Consider the following 18,343-nt stretch of genomic DNA (forward strand, 5'->3'; position numbering starts at 1 on the left):
GGTGGTTTATCGCCGAGTTTAATCAGTCGCGTTAAGGCCAAATAAAGGCTAAAAAGTTGTAAAGTGTGAAAAATGATCGGTGAGAAAGCTCACATTCGCCCGCAACGGCGCGGGCGAAGCATTATGAATAGACTTTCTCTTTATATTCACAGAGATCTTCAATCAGGCAGGAGCCGCAGCGGGGTTTGCGGGCAATGCAGGTATAACGACCGTGAAGGATAAGCCAGTGGTGACAATCAACCTTAAACTCCCCAGGCACCACCTTCAGCAGTTTTTCTTCCACCTGTTCCACATTTTTCCCTGGCGCGAACTGCGTACGGTTACAGACGCGGAAAATATGCGTGTCCACGGCGATAGTCGGCCAGCCAAACGCTGTATTAAGCACGACGTTTGCCGTTTTACGCCCGACGCCTGGCAACGCCTCGAGCGCAGCGCGATCTTCCGGCACTTCGCCGCCATGCTGTTCCAGTAAAATGCGGCAGGTTTTAATCACGTTCTCCGCTTTACTGTTAAACAGCCCGATGGTTTTGATGTATTCCTTTACGCCTTCCACGCCGAGGTCCAGCATCGCCTGCGGCGTGTTGGCGACAGGGTAGAGCTTCGCGGTCGCTTTATTTACGCTAACATCTGTCGCCTGCGCGGAAAGCAGCACCGCAATCAACAGCTCAAAGGGAGAAGTGAAATTAAGCTCGGTCGTAGGGTGTGGATCGTTTTCGCGCAAGCGCGAAAGTATTTCTATGCGTTTCGCTTTGTTCATCAGGCTTTTTCCGTTTTGCCCGCCACAACCGCAGCCTGCGCCGCCCGGCGCGCCTTCATTTTTTCATCAATCAGATATTTGATGGCCAGCATCATGCCAAGGCCGATAAAGGCGCCCGGCGGCAGCATCGCCAGCAGGAACGGGGTATCGGTATGAAACACTTCCACGCGCAGCGCCTTCGCCCAGCCGCCCAGCAGCGCGTCTGCGCCGTCAAACAGCGTGCCGTTGCCGAGGATTTCACGTAAAGAGCCCAGCACAAACATCGCGCCGGTAGCGCCCATGCCGATGGCGAAGCCGTCCAGCGCCGACAGCAGCGGCCCGTTTTTCGCCGCAAACGCTTCTGCGCGACCCACCACGATGCAGTTAGTCACAATCAGCGGGATAAAAATGCCAAGCGACTGATAAAGACCAAAGGCGTAGGCGTTAATCAGCATCTGAACAATACTGACCACGGCGGCGATGATCATTACGTAGATAGGGATGCGAATTTCCGCAGGCATCCATTTACGGAAGGCGGAAATCGAAGCGTTAGTCAGCGTCAGCACAAGCGTGGTGGCAAGGCCCAGACCCAGAGCGTTAGTCGCCGTGGAGGTCACCGCCAGAAGGGGGCACATCCCAAGCAGCTGCACCAGCGCTGAGTTATTTTTCCACAGGCCATTGACCAGAATCGATTTTACGTCATTCATGGCTTTCTCCACAGGAAGGAAGGGCGGCAAGCTGCGGCGGCAGCGTTTGGGCATACAGGCCAGCTCGCTTCACCGCGTTTACGACCGCGCGCGGGGTAATGGTCGCGCCGGTAAACTGGTCAAACTGGCCACCATCTTTTTTTACCGCCCAGGTCGTATCATCGCTCCCCTGAATCACTTTTCCGGCAAAGTGGGTGATCCAGTCGCTGATGCGGGTTTCGATTTTATCGCCAAGGCCCGGGGTTTCATGATGCTCGGTAACGCGGGTCCCCAATACTTTACCGTGAAAATCAGCGCCGACCAGCAGCTGAATAGCGCCAGAATAGCCATCCGGCGCGGTCGCCTGCATCACTACCGCGACGGGCGTATCACCTTTACGGGCAACCCACAGCTGTTTTTCACCCGCGCCCAGCGCAGGCGCGCTCACCACGAAACAGCTTTGCTGCAGGTCATTATCGTAAAGTTCCGCAGGCAATACCTGGTCGAACAGCTGTTTTTGCTGGAGAAGGGCCTGGTTGTCAATAGTCGTTTTGGTGAGCGCATTCACCATCGCCGTTAAGCCGGTGGTCAGCGCGGCGAATACCGCAAGGGTGGTCCCATGTTTTTGTATCGTCTTCAGCACAGGCGCTCCTTAGCGATGACCGTAAACCCGCGGACGGGTGTAATAATCGATAAGCGGCACGGTGATGTTCGCCAGCAGCACGGCGAAAGCCACGCCGTCCGGGTAGCCGCCAAAGCTGCGAATAAGCCATACCAGCAGACCCGCCAGCGCGCCAAAAACCAGGCGGCCTTTGTTGGTCGTTGATGCCGTCACCGGATCGGTAAGAATGAAAAACGCCCCGAGCATGGTCGCGCCCGACAACAGGTGCAGCAATGGCGAGAGAAATTTCTCCGGCGCCAGCCACCAGCCGAGCGTGGCGCAGATCGTGAGCGTGGCGATAAAACTCACCGGGATATGCCAGCGAATTGTACCGCGCCAGAGCAGGAACAGGCCGCCCGCCAGATAAGCCAGGTTCACCCACTGCCAGCCAAGCCCGGCTAATGTGCCGCCGTAAATCGGCTGCTGCAGCAGTTCCGCCGCCGGATGGCCGGCATGAAGGCCGGTTTTAAAGGTATCCAGCGGCGTGGCCTGGCTTACGCCATCAATGCCGATGCGCAGCTGCGTCATGGTATCGCCGTTAACTGTCACGCCGTGGAAAATCACCTGCAGCGCATCAACCAGACCCGGAACGGTGGCGGCGATCTGCTGCGGCGGCAGCCAGTTGGTCATCTGCACCGGGAAAGAGATAAGCAGCACTACGTAGCCTATCATCGCGGGGTTAAAAGGGTTATGCCCCAGGCCGCCATAGAGCTGCTTCGCGATGATAATAGCGAAAACAGTACCAAGCACAACCAGCCACCATGGCGCTAACGGCGGAATGCTGATGCCAAGCAGCAGCCCGGTCAGCAGCGCGGAATTATCGCGAATAATGGCTTTCACCGATATTTTCCGTAAGCGCAGCACCAGCGCTTCGGCGAGCAGGGCGCTGGCTATCGCCAGCAGCACCTGAATAAGCGTGCCATAGCCAAAGAAAAAGGTCTGGACGGCGATGCCCGGCACGGCGGCGAGCGTCACCAGCATCATAATGCGCGATGTCTGGCGCTGATTGTGCGTGTAGGGCGAACTTGCGATTCTGAAAACCATTTATTCCTCGTTAACAACCTGCTGAGCGGCTTTGCGAGCCTGTACCCTGGCAATCGCGGCGGCAACTGCAGCTTTACGGGGATCTTCCGCTTCTTCTTCGTTAGCGGCATCGGATGCCGCGTTTTCAGCGTCTGCCTGCTGCGCCGCTTTACGCGCTTTAGCGCGGGCGATGGCGGCTTCAACGGCGGCTTTGCGCGGGTCAACGGGCGCCGGTGTCGCCGCCTCTTTCACTGCCGCTGCAATTTCCGTTTCTGCTGTATTCATTTCCGCCTGCTGCGCCGCTTTACGCGCTTTAGCGCGGGCGATGGCGGCCTCAACGGCGGCTTTGCGTGGGTCGACCGGGGCGGCGTCTTCGGTTGTCGCCGCCTCTGTTTGCACCGGTTGCGCATCCGCCTGCTGCGCCGCTTTACGCGCCTTGGCGCGGGCGATGGCAGCCTCAACGGCGGCTTTGCGCGGGTCGACCGGGGCGGCGTCTTCGGTTGTCGCCGCCTCTGTTTGCACCGGTTGCGCATCCGCCTGCTGCGCCGCTTTACGCGCTTTGGCGCGGGCGATGGCGGCCTCAACGGCGGCTTTGCGCGGGTCGACCGGGGCGGCGTCTTCGGTTGCCGCCGCCTCTGTTTGCACCGGTTGCGCATCCGCCTGCTGCGCGGCTTTACGCGCTTTAGCGCGGGCGATGGCGGCCTCAACGGCGGTTTTGCGCGGGTCGGCGATACTTTGCGGTTCGGTCGCCTCGACGGCAGGAACGGAGCTGTTCGCCGCCATTTCGGCTTGCGCTTTTTCAGCCTGACGGGCGCGCGCTTCGGCTTTGCGCGCCTCACGAGCGGCGATCACCGCGCTGTTATCCGGTTTCGCGCCCGCCTGCACCACCACAGGTTCGGCAGCATCGGTTTTACGGGCGCGAACGCGGGCAAGGGCGGCGGCGACGGCATCTTTATTCTCGCCGGAAGGCTGTACCGCAGACTGCTTGTGACGCTCAAGGCGCGCCGCTTTTTCACGCTCCAGACGCGCCTGGCGCGCTTCAAAACGTGCTTTCGCCTCAGCGGCGCGGCGCTCTTCTTCTGCGATGGCGCGGATCTCTGCCTTTTCCTGGCGGAAATACTGCACCAGCGGAATGTTGCTCGGGCAGACATACGCACAGGCGCCGCACTCTATGCAGTCGGCAAGGTTGTGCGCCGTCGCTTTATCGTGCTGCTGCCCTTTGCTGAACCAGTAAAGCTGTTGCGGCAGCAGGTCGGCCGGGCAGGAGTCCGCGCAGGCGCTGCAACGAATGCAGTGTTGCTCTTCCTGCTGCTCGCCCATTTCGGTTGCAGAGGGGGCCAACAGGCAGTTGGTGATTTTCACCACCGGCACGTCCAGGAACGGCAGCGTGAAGCCCATCAGCGGGCCGCCCATGATAACCAGTTGCCCGGAGGTGGGAATAAACCCGCTGAACTCCAGCAGATGGCGCACCGGGGTGCCAAGGCGCGCCCAGACGTTGCCGGGGCGGGAAACCGCTTCGCCGGTCAACGTGACGACGCGCTCCGTCAGCGGCTCGCCATCGATAATGGCGCGCTTGATAGCGTAAGCGGTGCCAACGTTTTGCATTAACACGCCGATATCGGACGAGCGCCCGCCGTGCGGCACCTGTTTGCCGGTCAGGATCTGCGTAAGCTGCTTCGCGCCGCCGGAAGGGTATTTGGTGGGGATCACGCGCAGGCGAATATCATGCTCGCCCGAAAGCACGGCCCGCATCATCGAGATAGCCTGCGGCTTGTTATCTTCAATACCAATCAGCACTTCGCGCGGTTGCAGGATATGCATCAAAATGCGCACGCCGTCGATAATCTGCGCGGCGCACTCCTGCATCAGCCGATCGTCTGCGGTTATGTAAGGTTCGCACTCCGCCGCGTTGATAATCAGCGTTTCGATCTTATCGCCGCCGCCGTGCAGTTTGGCGCCGGTAGGGAAACCCGCGCCGCCAAGCCCGGCCACGCCAAACTGATGAATCCGCTCTATAAGCGCTTCGCGGCTGCGGCTCTGGTAGTCGGCCCAGCCTTCGCGAGCTATCCACTCATCTTTGCCATCGGGCTCGATAATCACGCTCAGCTCCGCCAGCGCGGAAGGATGCGCGGTGGAGTGGGGGGCAATGGCGATGACGGTGCCGGAAGTCGGCGCGTGAACCGGCAGCATTCGTCCGCGGCCGCGCGTCAGCGGCTGACCGCGAAGCACTGTATCACCGGGCTTAACGCACAGTTCGCCTTCCGCGCCGATATGCTGCTTCAGCGGGATAATAAAACGGCCTGGCAGCGGCACATGGCGCAGCGGCGTGCCGTTGGACTGGGTTTTCATCTCCGGCGGATGAATGCCGCCGTCGAAGTCCCAGATTTTCTCTTTTCTGAAAACAGAAAATAACTTAAGCATGGTTTTCCACTGGGATCATGCGCACCGGGATCGTCTCTAAAGTCCATTTCCAGCTGTCCGGGGTCGGTGAGACCGGGCGCATTTCAATACATTGAGTCGGGCAGGGGTCTACGCACAGGTTGCAGCCGGTGCAGAGATCGCTCATAACGGTGTGCATGGCGCGCGTGGCGCCGACGATGGCGTCTACCGGGCAGGCCTGAATACATTTGGTGCAACCGATGCAGTTAGGTTCATCGATAACCGCCAGCATGCGCGCCGGCTCCGGCGCGGCGGCGTCGCCGTCAATCGGTTGCGGTTCAACGTTCAGCAGCGTGGCTATCTTCAGCATTACCGCCTCGCCGCCAGGGGCGCAGCGGTTAATGTTTTCGCCATTATTGGCCACCGCTTCCGCGTAGGGGCGACAGCCTGGATAGCCGCACTGTCCGCACTGGCTCTGCGGCAACAGATCATCGACCTGGTCCACCACCGGGTCCTCTTCGGCGGCGAAGCGACGCGAGGCGTAGCCCAGCAGCATGCCGAACACCAGCGCCAGTAGCGTGAGAGCGACGACGGCAATGACAATCATATTCATCAGAACTTCACCAGCCCGCTAAAGCCCATAAAGGCCAGAGACATCAGCCCGGCCGTGACCAGCGCGATGGCGTTGCCGCGAAACGGCAGCGGCACATCGGCAACCACCAGACGCTCGCGAATGGCGGCGAACAGCACCATCACCAGCGAGAAGCCCACGGCGGCGGAAAAGCCATACAGCGCCGATTGCAGAAAGTTATGCCCCAGATTAATGCTCAGCAGCGCCACGCCCAGCACCGCGCAGTTAGTGGTGATAAGCGGCAGATAGATACCGAGCAGACGATAGAGCGCCGGGCTGGTTTTGCGCACCACCATTTCGGTGAACTGCACCACCACCGCGATAACCAGGATAAAGGCCATCGTACGCAGGTAGACCAGACCGAGCGGCACCAGAATCAGGTGGTCAATAATCCAGGAGAAAATCGTGGCGAGCGTCATCACGAAGGTCGTCGCCATCCCCATGCCGATAGCCGATTCCAGCTTTTTAGAGACGCCCATAAACGGACATAAGCCGAGAAACTTCACCAGTACGAAGTTATTTACCAGTACCGTTCCGACAAATAAGAGTAAGTAGTCAGACATTATTCGACCTGAAACGAAAAAAGCCGCTCATTATCAGGCAATGCGCCGGGAGCGACAACAGAGAATGTGTAAGGTTATTTAGCGTTGACAAACGTCTGCTTCACGCGCTTCGAACGTTTGAAATAAGGCACCAGCAGCGCTGCCGCCAACAGCGGAAACAGCAGCTGACGCAACGCCAGCTCGTCGCTCACTGGCGCGAAGGCAAAAGATTTAATGGCCAGCAGAACGGTGAGCAGCAGCCAGATAATGTAATGCCTTGGCACGCCTGCGCGGCGTTTAAAAAACATCACCGCCAGCCACAGGGTGTAGCCCCAGATGGCCAGCGCGAAAACGAACGAGAAATACCACAGCGCCACTGTCGACGCACTTTGCGCCGCTAAAGCCTGATGCGTTTGCGGCGAGGCGATCGCCAACAGGTAAAAGGCCACGGCGATAGTGGTGCTAAGCAGCGTCATCAGCAGCCAGGCGAGAGGCGCCAGTAACCAGCCTCCGATGCGCATTGCAGGCGTGGCGGTCATGTTACCTCCCGGGTTAGGCATTGAGCCAATGAATGACAACGAACAAAATACAGTGCCAGAATTATAAGGATTTTCGTCCTGAATGCTACCTGTCGTGATTATTGCACGTAACGCCAGACCGATTTTGGCACCTGTCCCAGGTCAAACAGCCGTCCGCCCGACACCAGCTCGGCGCGCCGGTGATCCGCGGCACGGTACATATTAATCATCTCCTGATTATCGGTAAGGGTGTAATTGAGGTGGTCGAACAGTTTTTCCAGACTTTCGAGCGAGCTGATCTTACGAAATTTTAATAAGTAGTCCTGAACTGTCATGTTTAAAAGTATCCGCGTAACAGAAATAAAAAAGAGCGTAGTAAACCGGACCGCTGGGGCCGGATAAATAATAAATGGAAACAAGCAGGGGCGCAGAATTCTTAAACGCCGCAGGGGACATTTAAGACTTTTCTTTCATTTAAAGAGTGCAGGCGCCGGATGGCGCCTGACGGAGTGCAAGATTAACGCTGTTCGCCGCGGCTGGCAATAAGCTTCTGATACCAGAAGAAACTCTTTTTACGTTTACGGGCGAGGCCGGCATGGTGATCGACATAGACGAAACCATATTGTTTCTGATAACCATTAAGCCAGCTTAATAAATCAATAAATGACCAGGGGTAGTAACCGCGCACATCGGCGCCCTGGCGCATCGCCTCTTCCATAGCGTCGACATGCATGCGCAAATAATCAATTCGTGCATCATCAACGATTTCGCCATCAATAATAGGGTCTTTCGCGCCGAGACCGTTTTCCGTGATGTAAATCGGCACGTCGCCGTAGCGGGCTTTAATTTGCATAATGCCGTCGGTTAAGCCTTGCGGCCAAATCTCCCAGTCCCAGTCGGTGTAGACGCCGTTCGGGTTACGGACAAACTTAAATAAGCCTTTAAAGCCAAATTCGTGGCCGCTGTTGCGCTCGCCGCTGTGGTTGGCCTTCAGTTGCGTCTCTTCATTATTCGCCACTACGGTTTCGCGACGGTAATAATTAAGGCCGATAAAATCGCCGATGTTCTCTTTCAGCAGGCTGTCATCGCCCGGCGCGAAGCGGGGCACGCCCCACAGCGCCTGAGTCTGGCTAATCAGCTCCGCCGGGTACTCGCCTTTCAATACCGGATCGTAAAGCCAGTGGGTATAAATACCGTCAGCAAGAGCGGCGGCCGCTTTATCTTCTGGCGAATCGGTTAACGGCGTGTGCGGTTGCAGAACATTGACGAAGCCAATTTGCCCCTTGATGCCGCTTTCGCGAAACGCTTTGACGGCCAGCGCATGCGCGATGAAGACGTGATGGCAGGCCTGAATGGCGCGCGCCGGATCTTTTACCGCTGGCGGATGGCTGCCAGTGACATAGCCATGGCCGATGAAGACGATAGTTTCGTTGAAGGTCGCCCAGAGCTTAACGCGTGAGCCGTAGCGCTCGTAACAGAGACGCGCGTACTCGACAAACGCCTCTGCGGTCGAGCGCATCTCCCAGCCGCCTTCATCCTGCAACGCCTGCGGCAGGTCCCAGTGATAAAGGGTGATCATCGGCTCAATGTTGTGCTCAAGCAGGGCGTCGATAAGCTCGCTGTAAAAAGCAACACCCGCTTCGTTCACCTCGCCGCGACCTTTCGGCAGCAGACGAGGCCAGGAGATGGAAAAGCGGTAGCTTTGCATTCCCATTTCCGCCATCAGCGCGACATCTTCGCGAAAACGGTGGTAATGATCGACCGCGACGTCGCCATTGGTGCCCTGGTAAGTGGCGCCGGGTTGATGGGCAAAAATATCCCAAATGGAAGGGCCCTTGCCGTCGGCGTCGAAACCGCCTTCAACCTGATACGCTGCCGTGGCGGCGCCCCAGAGAAAATGTTCAGGAAATTGAGACATTGATTCACTCCTTGAGGGGGTTAGTTTACAGGCAGTGTAGACAGCGGGCGTTTTACGCTGCAACCGGTTTCCGAAACCGGTTTCAGAAATGCGAGCAGAATCACTTTTCCAACTGACCGTACGTCAGCTGGCGAAAAAAAGCGGCCGGGTCAACACTTTATTAACGTGTTGTCGCGCGCAGGGGTTTGGTGTGAAATAGCCCTGTCCACTAAGCAGAGGAAAAGAGATGAGTGACACTATTCGGGTCGGATTGCTGGGGTATGGCTACGCCAGTAAAACGTTTCACGCGCCGCTGATTGCCGGCACGCCGGGCATGACGCTTGCGGGCATCTCCAGCAGCGATGCCGCGAAAGTCAATGCCGACTGGCCATCGGTGCCGGTGGTTGCCGAACCTAAGCAACTGTTTAACGATCCTCATATCGATCTGATCGTCATTCCTACCCCTAATGATACCCACTTTCCGCTGGCGAAAGCCGCGCTGGAAGCGGGCAAGCATGTGGTGGTAGATAAACCCTTCACCGTGACGTTGTCACAGGCGCGCGAACTGGATGCGCTGGCGAAAAGCCGCGGCCTGCTGCTTTCTGTGTTCCATAACCGCCGCTGGGACAGCGATTTCCTTACACTTAAACAGCTAATTGCAGACGGTACGCTGGGCGAAGTCGCCTATTTTGAATCGCACTTCGACCGCTATCGCCCTCAGGTTCGTGACCGCTGGCGCGAGCAGGCGGGGCCGGGCAGCGGCATCTGGTATGACTTAGGGCCGCATTTGCTGGACCAGGCGGTGAACCTCTTTGGTCTGCCGGTGACGATGACGGTCGATTTGGCGCAGCTGCGTCCTGGGGCGCAGACCACCGACTATTTCCACGCCATTCTTTCGTATCCGCAGCGTCGCGTGGTATTGCACGGCACCATGCTGGCGGCGGCGGAATCGGCGCGTTATATCGTGCACGGCGCGCGGGGAAGCTATGTGAAATTTGGCCTCGACCCACAGGAGGACAGGCTCAAAGCGGGGGAACGACCACCGCAGGAGGACTGGGGCTACGATATGCGCGACGGCGTGTTAACGGTGGCGCACGGCGAGGAGCTGGACGAGCAAACGCTGCTGACGGTGCCGGGGAACTACCCGGCGTACTACGCGGGCGTGCGCGACGCGCTGAACGGACAGGGCGAGAACCCGGTGCCCGCCCGTCAGGCTATCCAGATCATGGAGCTGCTGGAGCTGGGCATTGAGTCGGCGAAACACCGCTCCACGCTATCGCTTGCCTGATTTGTCGTTTTAACTTTTATAACGCGCCCTCAGCGGCGCGTTTTTGCGCTTTACGAACCGGGAGGCGTGCATGAGCTGGTTACAGCGACTGAAAATAGACAAGTTCTTACTGGTAATGATTGTGGTGGTGGTTATCGCTTCGCTGTTCCCCTGTGAAGGAAAGGTAAAAACCGGGTTCGAATATCTCACCACTGCCGCTATCGCGTTGCTCTTTTTTATGCATGGCGCGAAGCTCTCCCGCGAGGCTATCGTTGCGGGGATGGGCCACTGGCGGCTGCATCTGGTGGTCTTTCTGAGCACTTTCGCGCTCTTTCCGCTGTTGGGCCTGGCGATGCAGTTTCTTACGCCCACGCTACTGCCTTCGTCGCTCTATATGGGCTTTCTTTATCTCTGCGCTCTGCCTGCTACCGTACAGTCCGCGATCGCTTTTACTTCGGTTGCCGGCGGCAACGTCGCCGCGGCGGTGTGCAGCGCTTCAGCCTCCAGCATTCTGGGTATTTTTCTCTCGCCGGTGCTGGTAGGCGCGCTGATGCAGGCGCATCAGGGAGAAACGGATACGCTGCACGCTATCGGCAAAATCGTTCTGCAACTGATGTTGCCGTTCGTGGTGGGGCACCTTTCTCGCCCGTTGATCGGCCGTTGGGTCGACAGACATAAAAAACTCATTAGCTACACCGACCGCTCTTCCATTTTGCTGGTGGTGTACGTGGCCTTCAGTGAGGCGGTAGTGCAGGGGATCTGGCATCAGGTGGACGGGCTGGCGCTGCTGAGCGTGCTGGTCTGCTCGCTGGTTCTGCTCGCCATTGTGCTGGTGATTAACACCTGGTCGGCACGGCTGATGGGCTTTAACACCGCCGATGAAATCACCATCGTGTTTTGCGGTTCGAAGAAAAGCCTCGCTAACGGCGTGCCGATGGCGAACGTGCTGTTTCCGGCAAGCCAGGTTGGGATGATGGTGCTGCCGTTGATGATTTTCCATCAAATCCAGCTGATGGTGTGCGCGGTGCTGGCGCAGCGTTACGCCAGACGCACCGCGAAAGAGAAGCGCCAGGCGCAGACGGCGGCGTCCTGATAGCGCCTGGCGGTGCGCGTCAGGCGGCGCGCACTTTATCCAGCAGCGCCTGTTTTTCCTGAGCGCTAAGGAACGCGATTTTCAGGCCGTTTTCCTGCGCGGTGCGGATCTGCGCCGCGCTCAGCCCGGCGGCAGGCGCCGCAACGGTATATTCGTGGCCGATATCCACGCCCTGAACGCCCGGATCGTCAGTATTAATGGTGGCGAGAATGCCGTGCTCCAGGAAACGCTTAAGCGGGTGCTTTTCCAGCGAAGCGACGGTGCTGGTCTGAATATTAGAGGTGAGGCAGGATTCAATGCCAATGCCTTGCTCCGCCAGAAAATCCATCAGTGCCGGATCTTCCACCGCTTTTACGCCGTGGCCGATACGCTCGGCGCCCAGCTCGCGGATAGCCTGCCAGATGCTCTCTGGTCCTGCCGCTTCGCCGGCATGCACGGTGATGCGCCAGCCCGCATCGCGGCCACGGTTAAAGTGGCTTAAGAAAAGGCTGCCCGGGAAGCCGAGTTCATCACCCGCCAGATCGAGCGCGGTAATATGATCGCGGTGGGTAAGAAGCCCTTCAAGCTCGGCCACGCACGCCTCTTCGCCGAAAGTACGGCTCAGAATGCCAATCAGCCGCGCCTCAACGCCGAAATCGCGGCAGCCCTGGCGCACGCCGTCAATCACCGCTTCCACTACGCCTGCAACAGGCAACTGGTGCGTCATCGCCATATAACCGGGCGAGAAACGAAGCTCAACATAGTGCAGACCGTTGCGCGCGGCATCTTCCACGTTTTCATAGGCCACGCGGCGGCATGCTTCCAGCGAGCCCAGCACCTTCACGCCCCAGTCGAGTTTTGCCAGGAAGCTTACGAGGTCCGGTTCGTTTTTGGTGATTTGCACGTGCGGGCGCAGCGTTTCAAGGGTAGCGCCGGGCAGCTCGAGGTTAAACTGGCGGCCCAGCTCAAGGATAGTCTGTGCGCGAATGTTACCGTCAAGGTGACGATGAAGATCGGTTAGCGGAAGGCGGGTATCAATCATGATGGCACTCTTTTTTTAGAATAAAGTGCATACCATTATAAAAATAATTCCGCCCCGAAAGCTACGTTGCGCAACAAATCAGGGCGAGAAAGGGCTTTTACTGTCTATAACTGGCGACTTATTGCGCGAATCAGGCGCGCCACGCCATCTTCAACTTTCGCGCGTGGACAACCGACGTTCAGGCGCAAATAGCCCAGACCTTCGTCGCCGTAGGTATAACCGGGCATGATGGCGACTTTTTCTTGCTCAATCAGCGCCTTTTGTAACTGGCGATCGTCAAGCGCCAGCGGGCGCAAATCAAGCCAGGCGAGATAAGTCGCTTCCGGCGGTTGCCAGTTGAGTTGCGCAAACGCGCCGTTAAGCTGCTCTGCAACAAAGCGCAGGTTGCCTTCCAGATAGTGGCGCAGCGCGTCGAGCCAGGGCTCGCCGTGACGATAAGCCGCAATGTGCGCGACCAGCGAAAGCACGGCGGGCGAGGAGAGTCCGTCGCGGCCCTTGAGCGCGTTCAGGTAAGTTTCACGCTCCTGCGCATCCGGGATAAAACCATAGGCGCCGGTAAGCGCCGGAATATTAAAACTCTTGGAAGCAGAGGTTAAAAGCGCCCAGCGTTCGCCGCCCACCTCGCTCCAGGGGGTGTGAACCGTGTTTCCCCATACCATATCCATATGGATTTCATCGCTTATCACGCGCACTCCGTGCTTTTCGCAAAGGGCCGCCATGGCAGCAAGCTCCGCCCGGCTCCAGACTTTCCCCGTGGGGTTATGCGGGCTGCACAGCAGCAAAATTTTGCAGTCTGGCCGGGCGAGCTGCGCTTCAAACGCCTGCTCGTCGTACTCCCAGCCGCCTTCAACTGAGCGCAGCGGGGCGGTTAATACCTGCCTGTCGTTGCCGCTTATCGCCTTGAAGAAAGCATCATAAGCAGGCGTGTGGATAAGCACGCCTTCGCCTGGTGCGGACCACTGGCGAATAAGCTGCGAAACCATATAAATGACCGACGGACCGTAAACCAGCGTTTGGGCGTCCATCCGGCAGGCAAAGCGACGCTGGTACCAGTGCGTAACGGCACTCAAAAAATCGTCGTTTTTCCAGCGGCTGTACCCCAGCACGCCGTGGTCAAGGCGCTTCGCCACAGCTTCCAGCACGCAGGGGGCGGTAGCAAAATCCATGTCGGAGATGGTGAAGGGGAGCAAGTCGGGCGCGCCGAAGCGGTCTTCAACGTAATCCCACTGGGTACACCAGGTGCCGTGCCTGTCCACGGTTTGCGAGAAATCGAACATAACACCTCTTATTCGCGGCGCAACTTTACTGCTGCGCCGCTGTTGCTCAGGCCTGAACCGTGTTCATCAGGCTCGCCATCTCATCCTTAACCGACTGCACCTGCGGGCCAATCACCACCTGCAGGTTATGCTGGTTAAGTTGCACCACGCCGATGGCGCGGTTCGCTTTCAGCGCGGCGCTATCCACAAGCGACATATCCTTTACGGACAGGCGCAGGCGGGTGATGCAGTTATCAAGCGTCACGATATTGTCCGCGCCGCCGAGCGCGGCAAGGATAGCCGGGACGTTATAGCCCGATTTACCCACCGCGCCCGCCACTTTTTCCGCCGCTGGCGCAGTATCCACATCGCGCCCCGGCGTTTTGATATTCCAGCGGGTAATGGCGAAACGGAAAATGGCGTAGTAGCCCGCAAACCAGACCGCGGCGACCACAGGCACCATATACCATTTAGTGGCGAGGCCGTGCAGCATGCCGAAGACCACGAAATCGATGATGTTGCCGTCCGTATTGCCGATAGTGACGCCAAGGATAGCCATCATGGTGAAGCCAAGCCCGGTCAAAAGCGCGTGGATAAGATAGAGCGCTGGCGCGACAAACAGGAACAGGAATTCCAGCGGCTCGGTGGTGCCGCCCACTACGCAGGCGATAACGCCGGAAATAAGCAGCCCCTTGATTTTATGACGGTTCTCTGGCCGCGCGCAGTGGTACATCGCCAGCGCTGCCCCCGGCAGGCCGCCCAGGAAAGCGGGCATTTTACCCTGTGACAAAAAGCGTGTTGCGCTCTCGGCAAAGCCGTGGGTTTCCGGACAGGTGAGCTGCGCCTGGAAAATGGTCAGCGCGCCGCTTACGGTGTGGCCGCACACGTCCAGCGTGCCGCCCGCCTCGGTAAAGCGGATAAGCGCCACCAGAATGTGCTGAAGACCAAAGGGCAGCAGCAGGCGCTCGCCGGTGCCGAAAATCATCGGCGCGAAGTCGCCCGCGCTGTTGATAATATAGCCAAGCCCATTAATGCCTTTGGCGAAGAACGGCCAGAGAAGCGGGATGACAAGCCCCACCAGCCCCATCACCAGCGTGGTAATAATCGGCACAAAGCGGGTGCCGCCGAAAAAGGCCAGCGCGTCCGGCAGGCGAATCGTGTGGAAGCGTTCATGCAGCTGCCAGATAATTACACCCGCGATCACCGCGCCCAGAATGCCGGTATCGATAGACTGAATGCCCAGCACGTTCTGAATATTGTTCGCTTTCAGCACGGCGGCGTCGGTGGTGGGCAGAATGCCTTTCGCCGTCAGCCAGAAGTTCACCGCCAGGTTCATCACCGCGTAGCCCACAAACCCCGCAAACGCCGCCACGCCTTTATTTTCGCGCGCCAGCCCCAGCGGAATGGCGAGACAGAACATCACCGGCAGGAAGCTGAACGCGAAGGAGCCCACTTTGCTCATCCAGGTAAAAATAAGCTGCAATACCGGCTGGCCGAGGAACGGCATTAGCGTGACGACATCGTGACTGCTCAGTGAGCTGCCGATGCCAAGCATAATGCCGCAGAAGGAGAGGAGCGCTACCGGCAACATAAAGGTTTTGCCCAGTTGCTGGAAGAACTCCCATAATGTGACTCGTTGTTGTGAGGTACTCGCCGCCATAAACGACTCCTTGTGCGTCCGAAAGCGTTAAAGTTTGACCACGCCGAGCAAGGTAAATCGTTTTATCAAATTTTAATGCGCTTTACCTCACAGATTTCTTCGCGCTTTAGGCGATGATAAAACAAGCTTGATAAAACGTTTTACCGGATGCAGCAGGAAAGGGATGACGTGAATGACGCAGATGAAAAAAATCACCATCAATGACGTAGCGCTGGCGGCGGGGGTGTCTGTCAGCACGGTTTCGCTGGTGCTGAGCGGCAAAGGCCGTATCTCCAGCGCGACCGGGCAGCGCGTCAACGAAGCCGTTGAGCAACTCGGTTTCGTGCGCAACCGCCAGGCGGCGGCGCTTCGCGGCGGGCAGAGCGGGGTGATTGGTCTCATCGTTCGTGATTTAACCACACCTTTTTATGCGGAGTTGACGGCGGGGCTGACCGAAGCGCTGGAGGCGCAAGGGCGTATGCTCTTCCTCACTCAGGGCGGGCGCGACGGCGAGCGTATGCGCCGGGGCTTTGAAGCGTTAATGAAGCAAGGGGTGGATGGCATAGTCATTGCCGGCGCGGCGAGCGAAGGCGCTGCGCTGCGCGACGAGGCGAACCGGCTTGGCGTGCCGCTGGTCTTCGCTTCCCGCGCCAGTTATCTTGACGACGCGGATAACATTCGCCCTGATAACCACCAGGCGGCGCAGCGCTTAACGGAGCATCTTATTAAGCGTGGTCATCAGCGCATCGCATGGCTTGGCGGCCGCAGTTCGTCGCTTACCCGCGCGGAGCGTCTGGGCGGCTACTGCGCCACGCTTTTGCAGTACGGTCTGCCGTTTCATAGCGAATGGATCGTAGAGTGCGAGCCGAGCCAGAACCAGGCGGCGCAGGCGATAAATGTGCTGCTGCGTCACAACCCGACCATTTCCGCTGTGCTTTGCCATAACACCACCGTCGCCATGGGCGCCTGGTTCGGCCTGCTGCGGGCCGGGCGGCAGAGTGGTGAAGACAGCTTTGAAAGCTATTTCGACAGCACCGTGGCGCTGGCTGCCTTTGCCGAGGTGGAAGAGGAGAGGCTGGACGATATTCCCGGTGCTTTTGTTCTCACGCCCGCCCGCGAAATGGGGCGCAGCGTAGCGGAGCGCATCATGCAGCGTATTCAGTACGCTGAAGAGCCCATCAAGAGCCAAATTATCGCGCCCCGCCTTGTCACGCGTAAATAGAAACGGCCTCCGCAGAGGCCGTTGTTTTACTGCTGCGGTACGGTTGGCGTCGGCGCAGGGGTAGGGGCTGGCGTCGGCGCCGCATCCGGCGCAGGAGCCGGAACCGGCGCAGGCGTTTGCGCAGGCTGCTGGTCCGGCGTTAAGGCCGGGGCTGGCGCGGGAGCAGGGGCAGGCGACGGGGTTTGCTCAGGCGCAGGTGTCGGAACCGGCGCCGGCTCTGGAGAGAGACCCGGAATGCCCGGTGCGACGTCGCCCGGCAGGCCAAACATGCCGACAAATTCTTCCAGCGGCATTTTCTGGCCGTTCAGCGTCACCTGACCGTTAGCGTATTGCAGACTGGTCACGATGTTGTCATCTTCCATGGAGGTGATGCGGAACATCTGGCCCATCGCCGCCATGCCTTTTACCTGCTGGCTGGCGAGTTTCGCCGCGTCGTCCTGCTGGTAACCCTCAAGCTTCGCAACCTGGGTCATAAACTCGGTCGCCATGTCGGTCGGGATAACCAGTTTGCTTTCCATCGATTTCACCAGGCGATCAACCTGCTGCGCCGGGGTTGCGGGCGCCGCGGCGGCAGGCGCCTTCGCCGGATCTTTCAGGAACAGCGACAGGTTGAACGTGCTTTCGCCTTTGGCGTTTTTCCAGCTCAGCGGCGCGATGGTGATAACCGGCTCGCCTTTAAGCAGCACAGGCAGGTTTGCGAAGAAAATCTGCGTTGCTTTTTGCTGATAGAGTTCGGGGTTATTGACCACATCCGGCTGGCCGAGCAGCGCGCGGCTCTGTGCGTTGTACTGCTGGCTGAACTGGTGCCAGGACTCGCCGTCAATATTCCCCACCTTCATGGTGAGTTTCGCGCTGCCCATGTCCTGATTCTGAATTTTCAGGCTGTCCATCTGGTAATCGATCTGGCTGTCGATGTTTTTGCTATCTTTTGCGACATCCGATTTACCGTTAAAGCTCAGGCCATCCACCACCGCCAGCTCTTTGCCTTCGATAGCGACAGCGAGTTTATCAAGCGTAAGCTTCTGGCTGCCCACGCGCTCGTTAAAGGCGGTGAGCTTGCTGGAGCCGTCGGTATTCAGGCCGTTAAAGGTAAACTGCACGCGCTGGTTGTATTCGTTGACAGCATTAACCAGGCCGCTTTCCGCCTTGCCTTTCAATGTAAAGAGGCTGCCTTCGTTATCCACGTCCAGCGTGAAATCGCCGCCGCTGAAGGCCACTTTCTCGGTCGGGCTTTCGTAGTTCAGCGCGCTGAAGTTGAAATCGGTCGACGTGTCGCCGCTGTAGCCCACACGCGTTTGCGCGCGAACAAACGCTTCTCCTTTAGCGATATCAAACAGCGGTTTGGTGGTGGCATTGTTGACCGGGGTGGAAATCACCGAAGCCATCGCAGGCAGGATGTTGAATTTTTTCAGTTCGGCGAAAGGGAACGGACCGTGGTCGATAACCTCATCAATCACCACATTTTGCTCTGGCTTCAGCCAGGTGTTCGCCTGGTTAGCGACAGGTTTCACGACCAGTTGCAGGTGGCTGCGGAACAGGCCGCGCTGGTACTGCTGATAGCTCACCTGCAGCCCGGCTTCCGGCATGGTTTGCTGCAGGCGCGTATTGGCTTCGTTAACCATTTCGCCGATGCGGTTTTCGAGCTGTTTGCCGGTGTACCAGGCGGTGCCGGTCCAGACGACGCCGAGGGCGACAATCACCCCAACGGCAACCAGAGACTTTTTCATAGCAATTTATCCCTAAATGAGAAGCCAGGCGCAGGACGCCTGGCT

Annotated in this window: 16 protein-coding genes and 1 pseudogene; 3 read left to right on the plus strand and 14 right to left on the minus strand. The window is 58.4% G+C overall.

The genetic code is table 11. The features are described from left to right. Positions 1 to 121 precede the first annotated feature (121 nt). From nth to IEX01_RS05410, 10 genes are all read right to left on the minus strand, one after another. Complete coding sequence (gene nth / locus IEX01_RS05365; RefSeq protein ID WP_024557663.1) at positions 122 to 757, minus strand: endonuclease III; 636 nt, start codon at positions 755 to 757, stop codon at positions 122 to 124. Then, complete coding sequence (locus IEX01_RS05370) at positions 757 to 1,443, minus strand: electron transport complex subunit E (RefSeq protein ID WP_024557662.1); 687 nt, start codon at positions 1,441 to 1,443, stop codon at positions 757 to 759. The genes nth and IEX01_RS05370 overlap by 1 nt, the downstream gene beginning before the upstream one ends. Beyond that, the gene (gene rsxG, locus IEX01_RS05375) at positions 1,436 to 2,065 is read right to left on the minus strand and encodes an electron transport complex subunit RsxG (RefSeq protein WP_188723378.1); all 630 of its coding nucleotides are present in this window, start codon (positions 2,063 to 2,065) and stop codon (positions 1,436 to 1,438) included. The genes IEX01_RS05370 and rsxG overlap by 8 nt, the downstream gene beginning before the upstream one ends. A 9-nt stretch (positions 2,066 to 2,074) precedes the next feature. After that, positions 2,075 to 3,127: an electron transport complex subunit RsxD gene (gene rsxD / locus IEX01_RS05380; protein WP_024557660.1), complete on the minus strand. Its 1,053-nt coding sequence runs from the start codon at positions 3,125 to 3,127 to the stop codon at positions 2,075 to 2,077. After that, on the minus strand, positions 3,128 to 5,527 hold the full coding sequence (gene rsxC, locus IEX01_RS05385) for an electron transport complex subunit RsxC (protein WP_188723379.1): 2,400 nt from the start codon (positions 5,525 to 5,527) through the stop codon (positions 3,128 to 3,130). Next, positions 5,520 to 6,098: an electron transport complex subunit RsxB gene (rsxB, locus tag IEX01_RS05390; RefSeq protein WP_024557658.1), complete on the minus strand. Its 579-nt coding sequence runs from the start codon at positions 6,096 to 6,098 to the stop codon at positions 5,520 to 5,522. Before rsxB ends, rsxC begins: the two co-directional genes overlap by 8 nt. Then, entirely contained in the window at positions 6,098 to 6,679 is a 582-nt protein-coding gene (rsxA, locus tag IEX01_RS05395; RefSeq protein ID WP_024557657.1) for an electron transport complex subunit RsxA, read from the minus strand. The genes rsxB and rsxA overlap by 1 nt, the downstream gene beginning before the upstream one ends. 74 nt (positions 6,680 to 6,753) lie before the next feature. Further along, positions 6,754 to 7,197, minus strand: coding sequence for a DUF2569 domain-containing protein (locus tag IEX01_RS05400; RefSeq protein ID WP_024557656.1), 444 nt, complete (start codon positions 7,195 to 7,197; stop codon positions 6,754 to 6,756). 98 nt (positions 7,198 to 7,295) lie between these two features. Beyond that, complete coding sequence (ydgT, locus tag IEX01_RS05405) at positions 7,296 to 7,511, minus strand: transcription modulator YdgT (protein WP_024554387.1); 216 nt, start codon at positions 7,509 to 7,511, stop codon at positions 7,296 to 7,298. 182 nt (positions 7,512 to 7,693) lie between these two features. Beyond that, positions 7,694 to 9,094 (minus strand): GH1 family beta-glucosidase, encoded by a 1,401-nt coding sequence (locus IEX01_RS05410; RefSeq protein ID WP_188723380.1) that lies wholly within the window; start codon positions 9,092 to 9,094, stop codon positions 7,694 to 7,696. 226 nt (positions 9,095 to 9,320) lie between these two features. Between IEX01_RS05410 and IEX01_RS05415 the strand changes: the two genes are divergently transcribed. Together IEX01_RS05415 and IEX01_RS05420 are read left to right on the plus strand one after the other, a co-directional pair. Further along, positions 9,321 to 10,361, plus strand: coding sequence for an oxidoreductase (locus tag IEX01_RS05415; RefSeq protein ID WP_024557654.1), 1,041 nt, complete (start codon positions 9,321 to 9,323; stop codon positions 10,359 to 10,361). Between the two features lie 70 nt (positions 10,362 to 10,431). Continuing rightward, positions 10,432 to 11,433, plus strand: coding sequence for a bile acid:sodium symporter family protein (locus tag IEX01_RS05420; RefSeq protein ID WP_024557653.1), 1,002 nt, complete (start codon positions 10,432 to 10,434; stop codon positions 11,431 to 11,433). Between the two features lie 19 nt (positions 11,434 to 11,452). Here the strand turns inward: IEX01_RS05420 and add are convergent, their stop codons facing one another. The 3 genes from add to malX all read right to left on the minus strand — a co-directional run bounded on the left by add (position 11,453) and on the right by malX (position 15,370). Beyond that, positions 11,453 to 12,454, minus strand: coding sequence for an adenosine deaminase (gene add / locus IEX01_RS05425; protein ID WP_188723381.1), 1,002 nt, complete (start codon positions 12,452 to 12,454; stop codon positions 11,453 to 11,455). Positions 12,455 to 12,558: 104 nt separating this feature from the next. Continuing rightward, positions 12,559 to 13,731: a MalY/PatB family protein gene (locus IEX01_RS05430; protein ID WP_188723382.1), complete on the minus strand. Its 1,173-nt coding sequence runs from the start codon at positions 13,729 to 13,731 to the stop codon at positions 12,559 to 12,561. Positions 13,732 to 13,777: 46 nt separating this feature from the next. Then, positions 13,778 to 15,370 carry a maltose/glucose-specific PTS transporter subunit IIBC gene (gene malX / locus IEX01_RS05435; RefSeq protein WP_188723383.1) on the minus strand — a complete coding sequence of 531 codons (1,593 nt, stop codon included), beginning with the start codon at positions 15,368 to 15,370 and terminating at the stop codon, positions 13,778 to 13,780. Positions 15,371 to 15,542: 172 nt separating this feature from the next. Here malX and IEX01_RS05440 point away from each other — a divergent pair, with 172 nt between their 5' ends. After that, entirely contained in the window at positions 15,543 to 16,571 is a 1,029-nt protein-coding gene (locus IEX01_RS05440; RefSeq protein ID WP_188723384.1) for a Mal regulon transcriptional regulator MalI, read from the plus strand. A 158-nt stretch (positions 16,572 to 16,729) separates the two neighbouring features. Here the strand turns inward: IEX01_RS05440 and IEX01_RS05445 are convergent. Beyond that, a pseudogene (locus IEX01_RS05445) lies at positions 16,730 to 18,298 on the minus strand (YdgA family protein); the annotation flags it as partial. Between the last annotated feature and the right edge of the window lie 45 nt (positions 18,299 to 18,343).

The sequence above is a fragment of the Franconibacter daqui genome, from assembly GCF_014644275.1.
GTDB lineage: Bacteria > Pseudomonadota > Gammaproteobacteria > Enterobacterales > Enterobacteriaceae > Franconibacter > Franconibacter pulveris.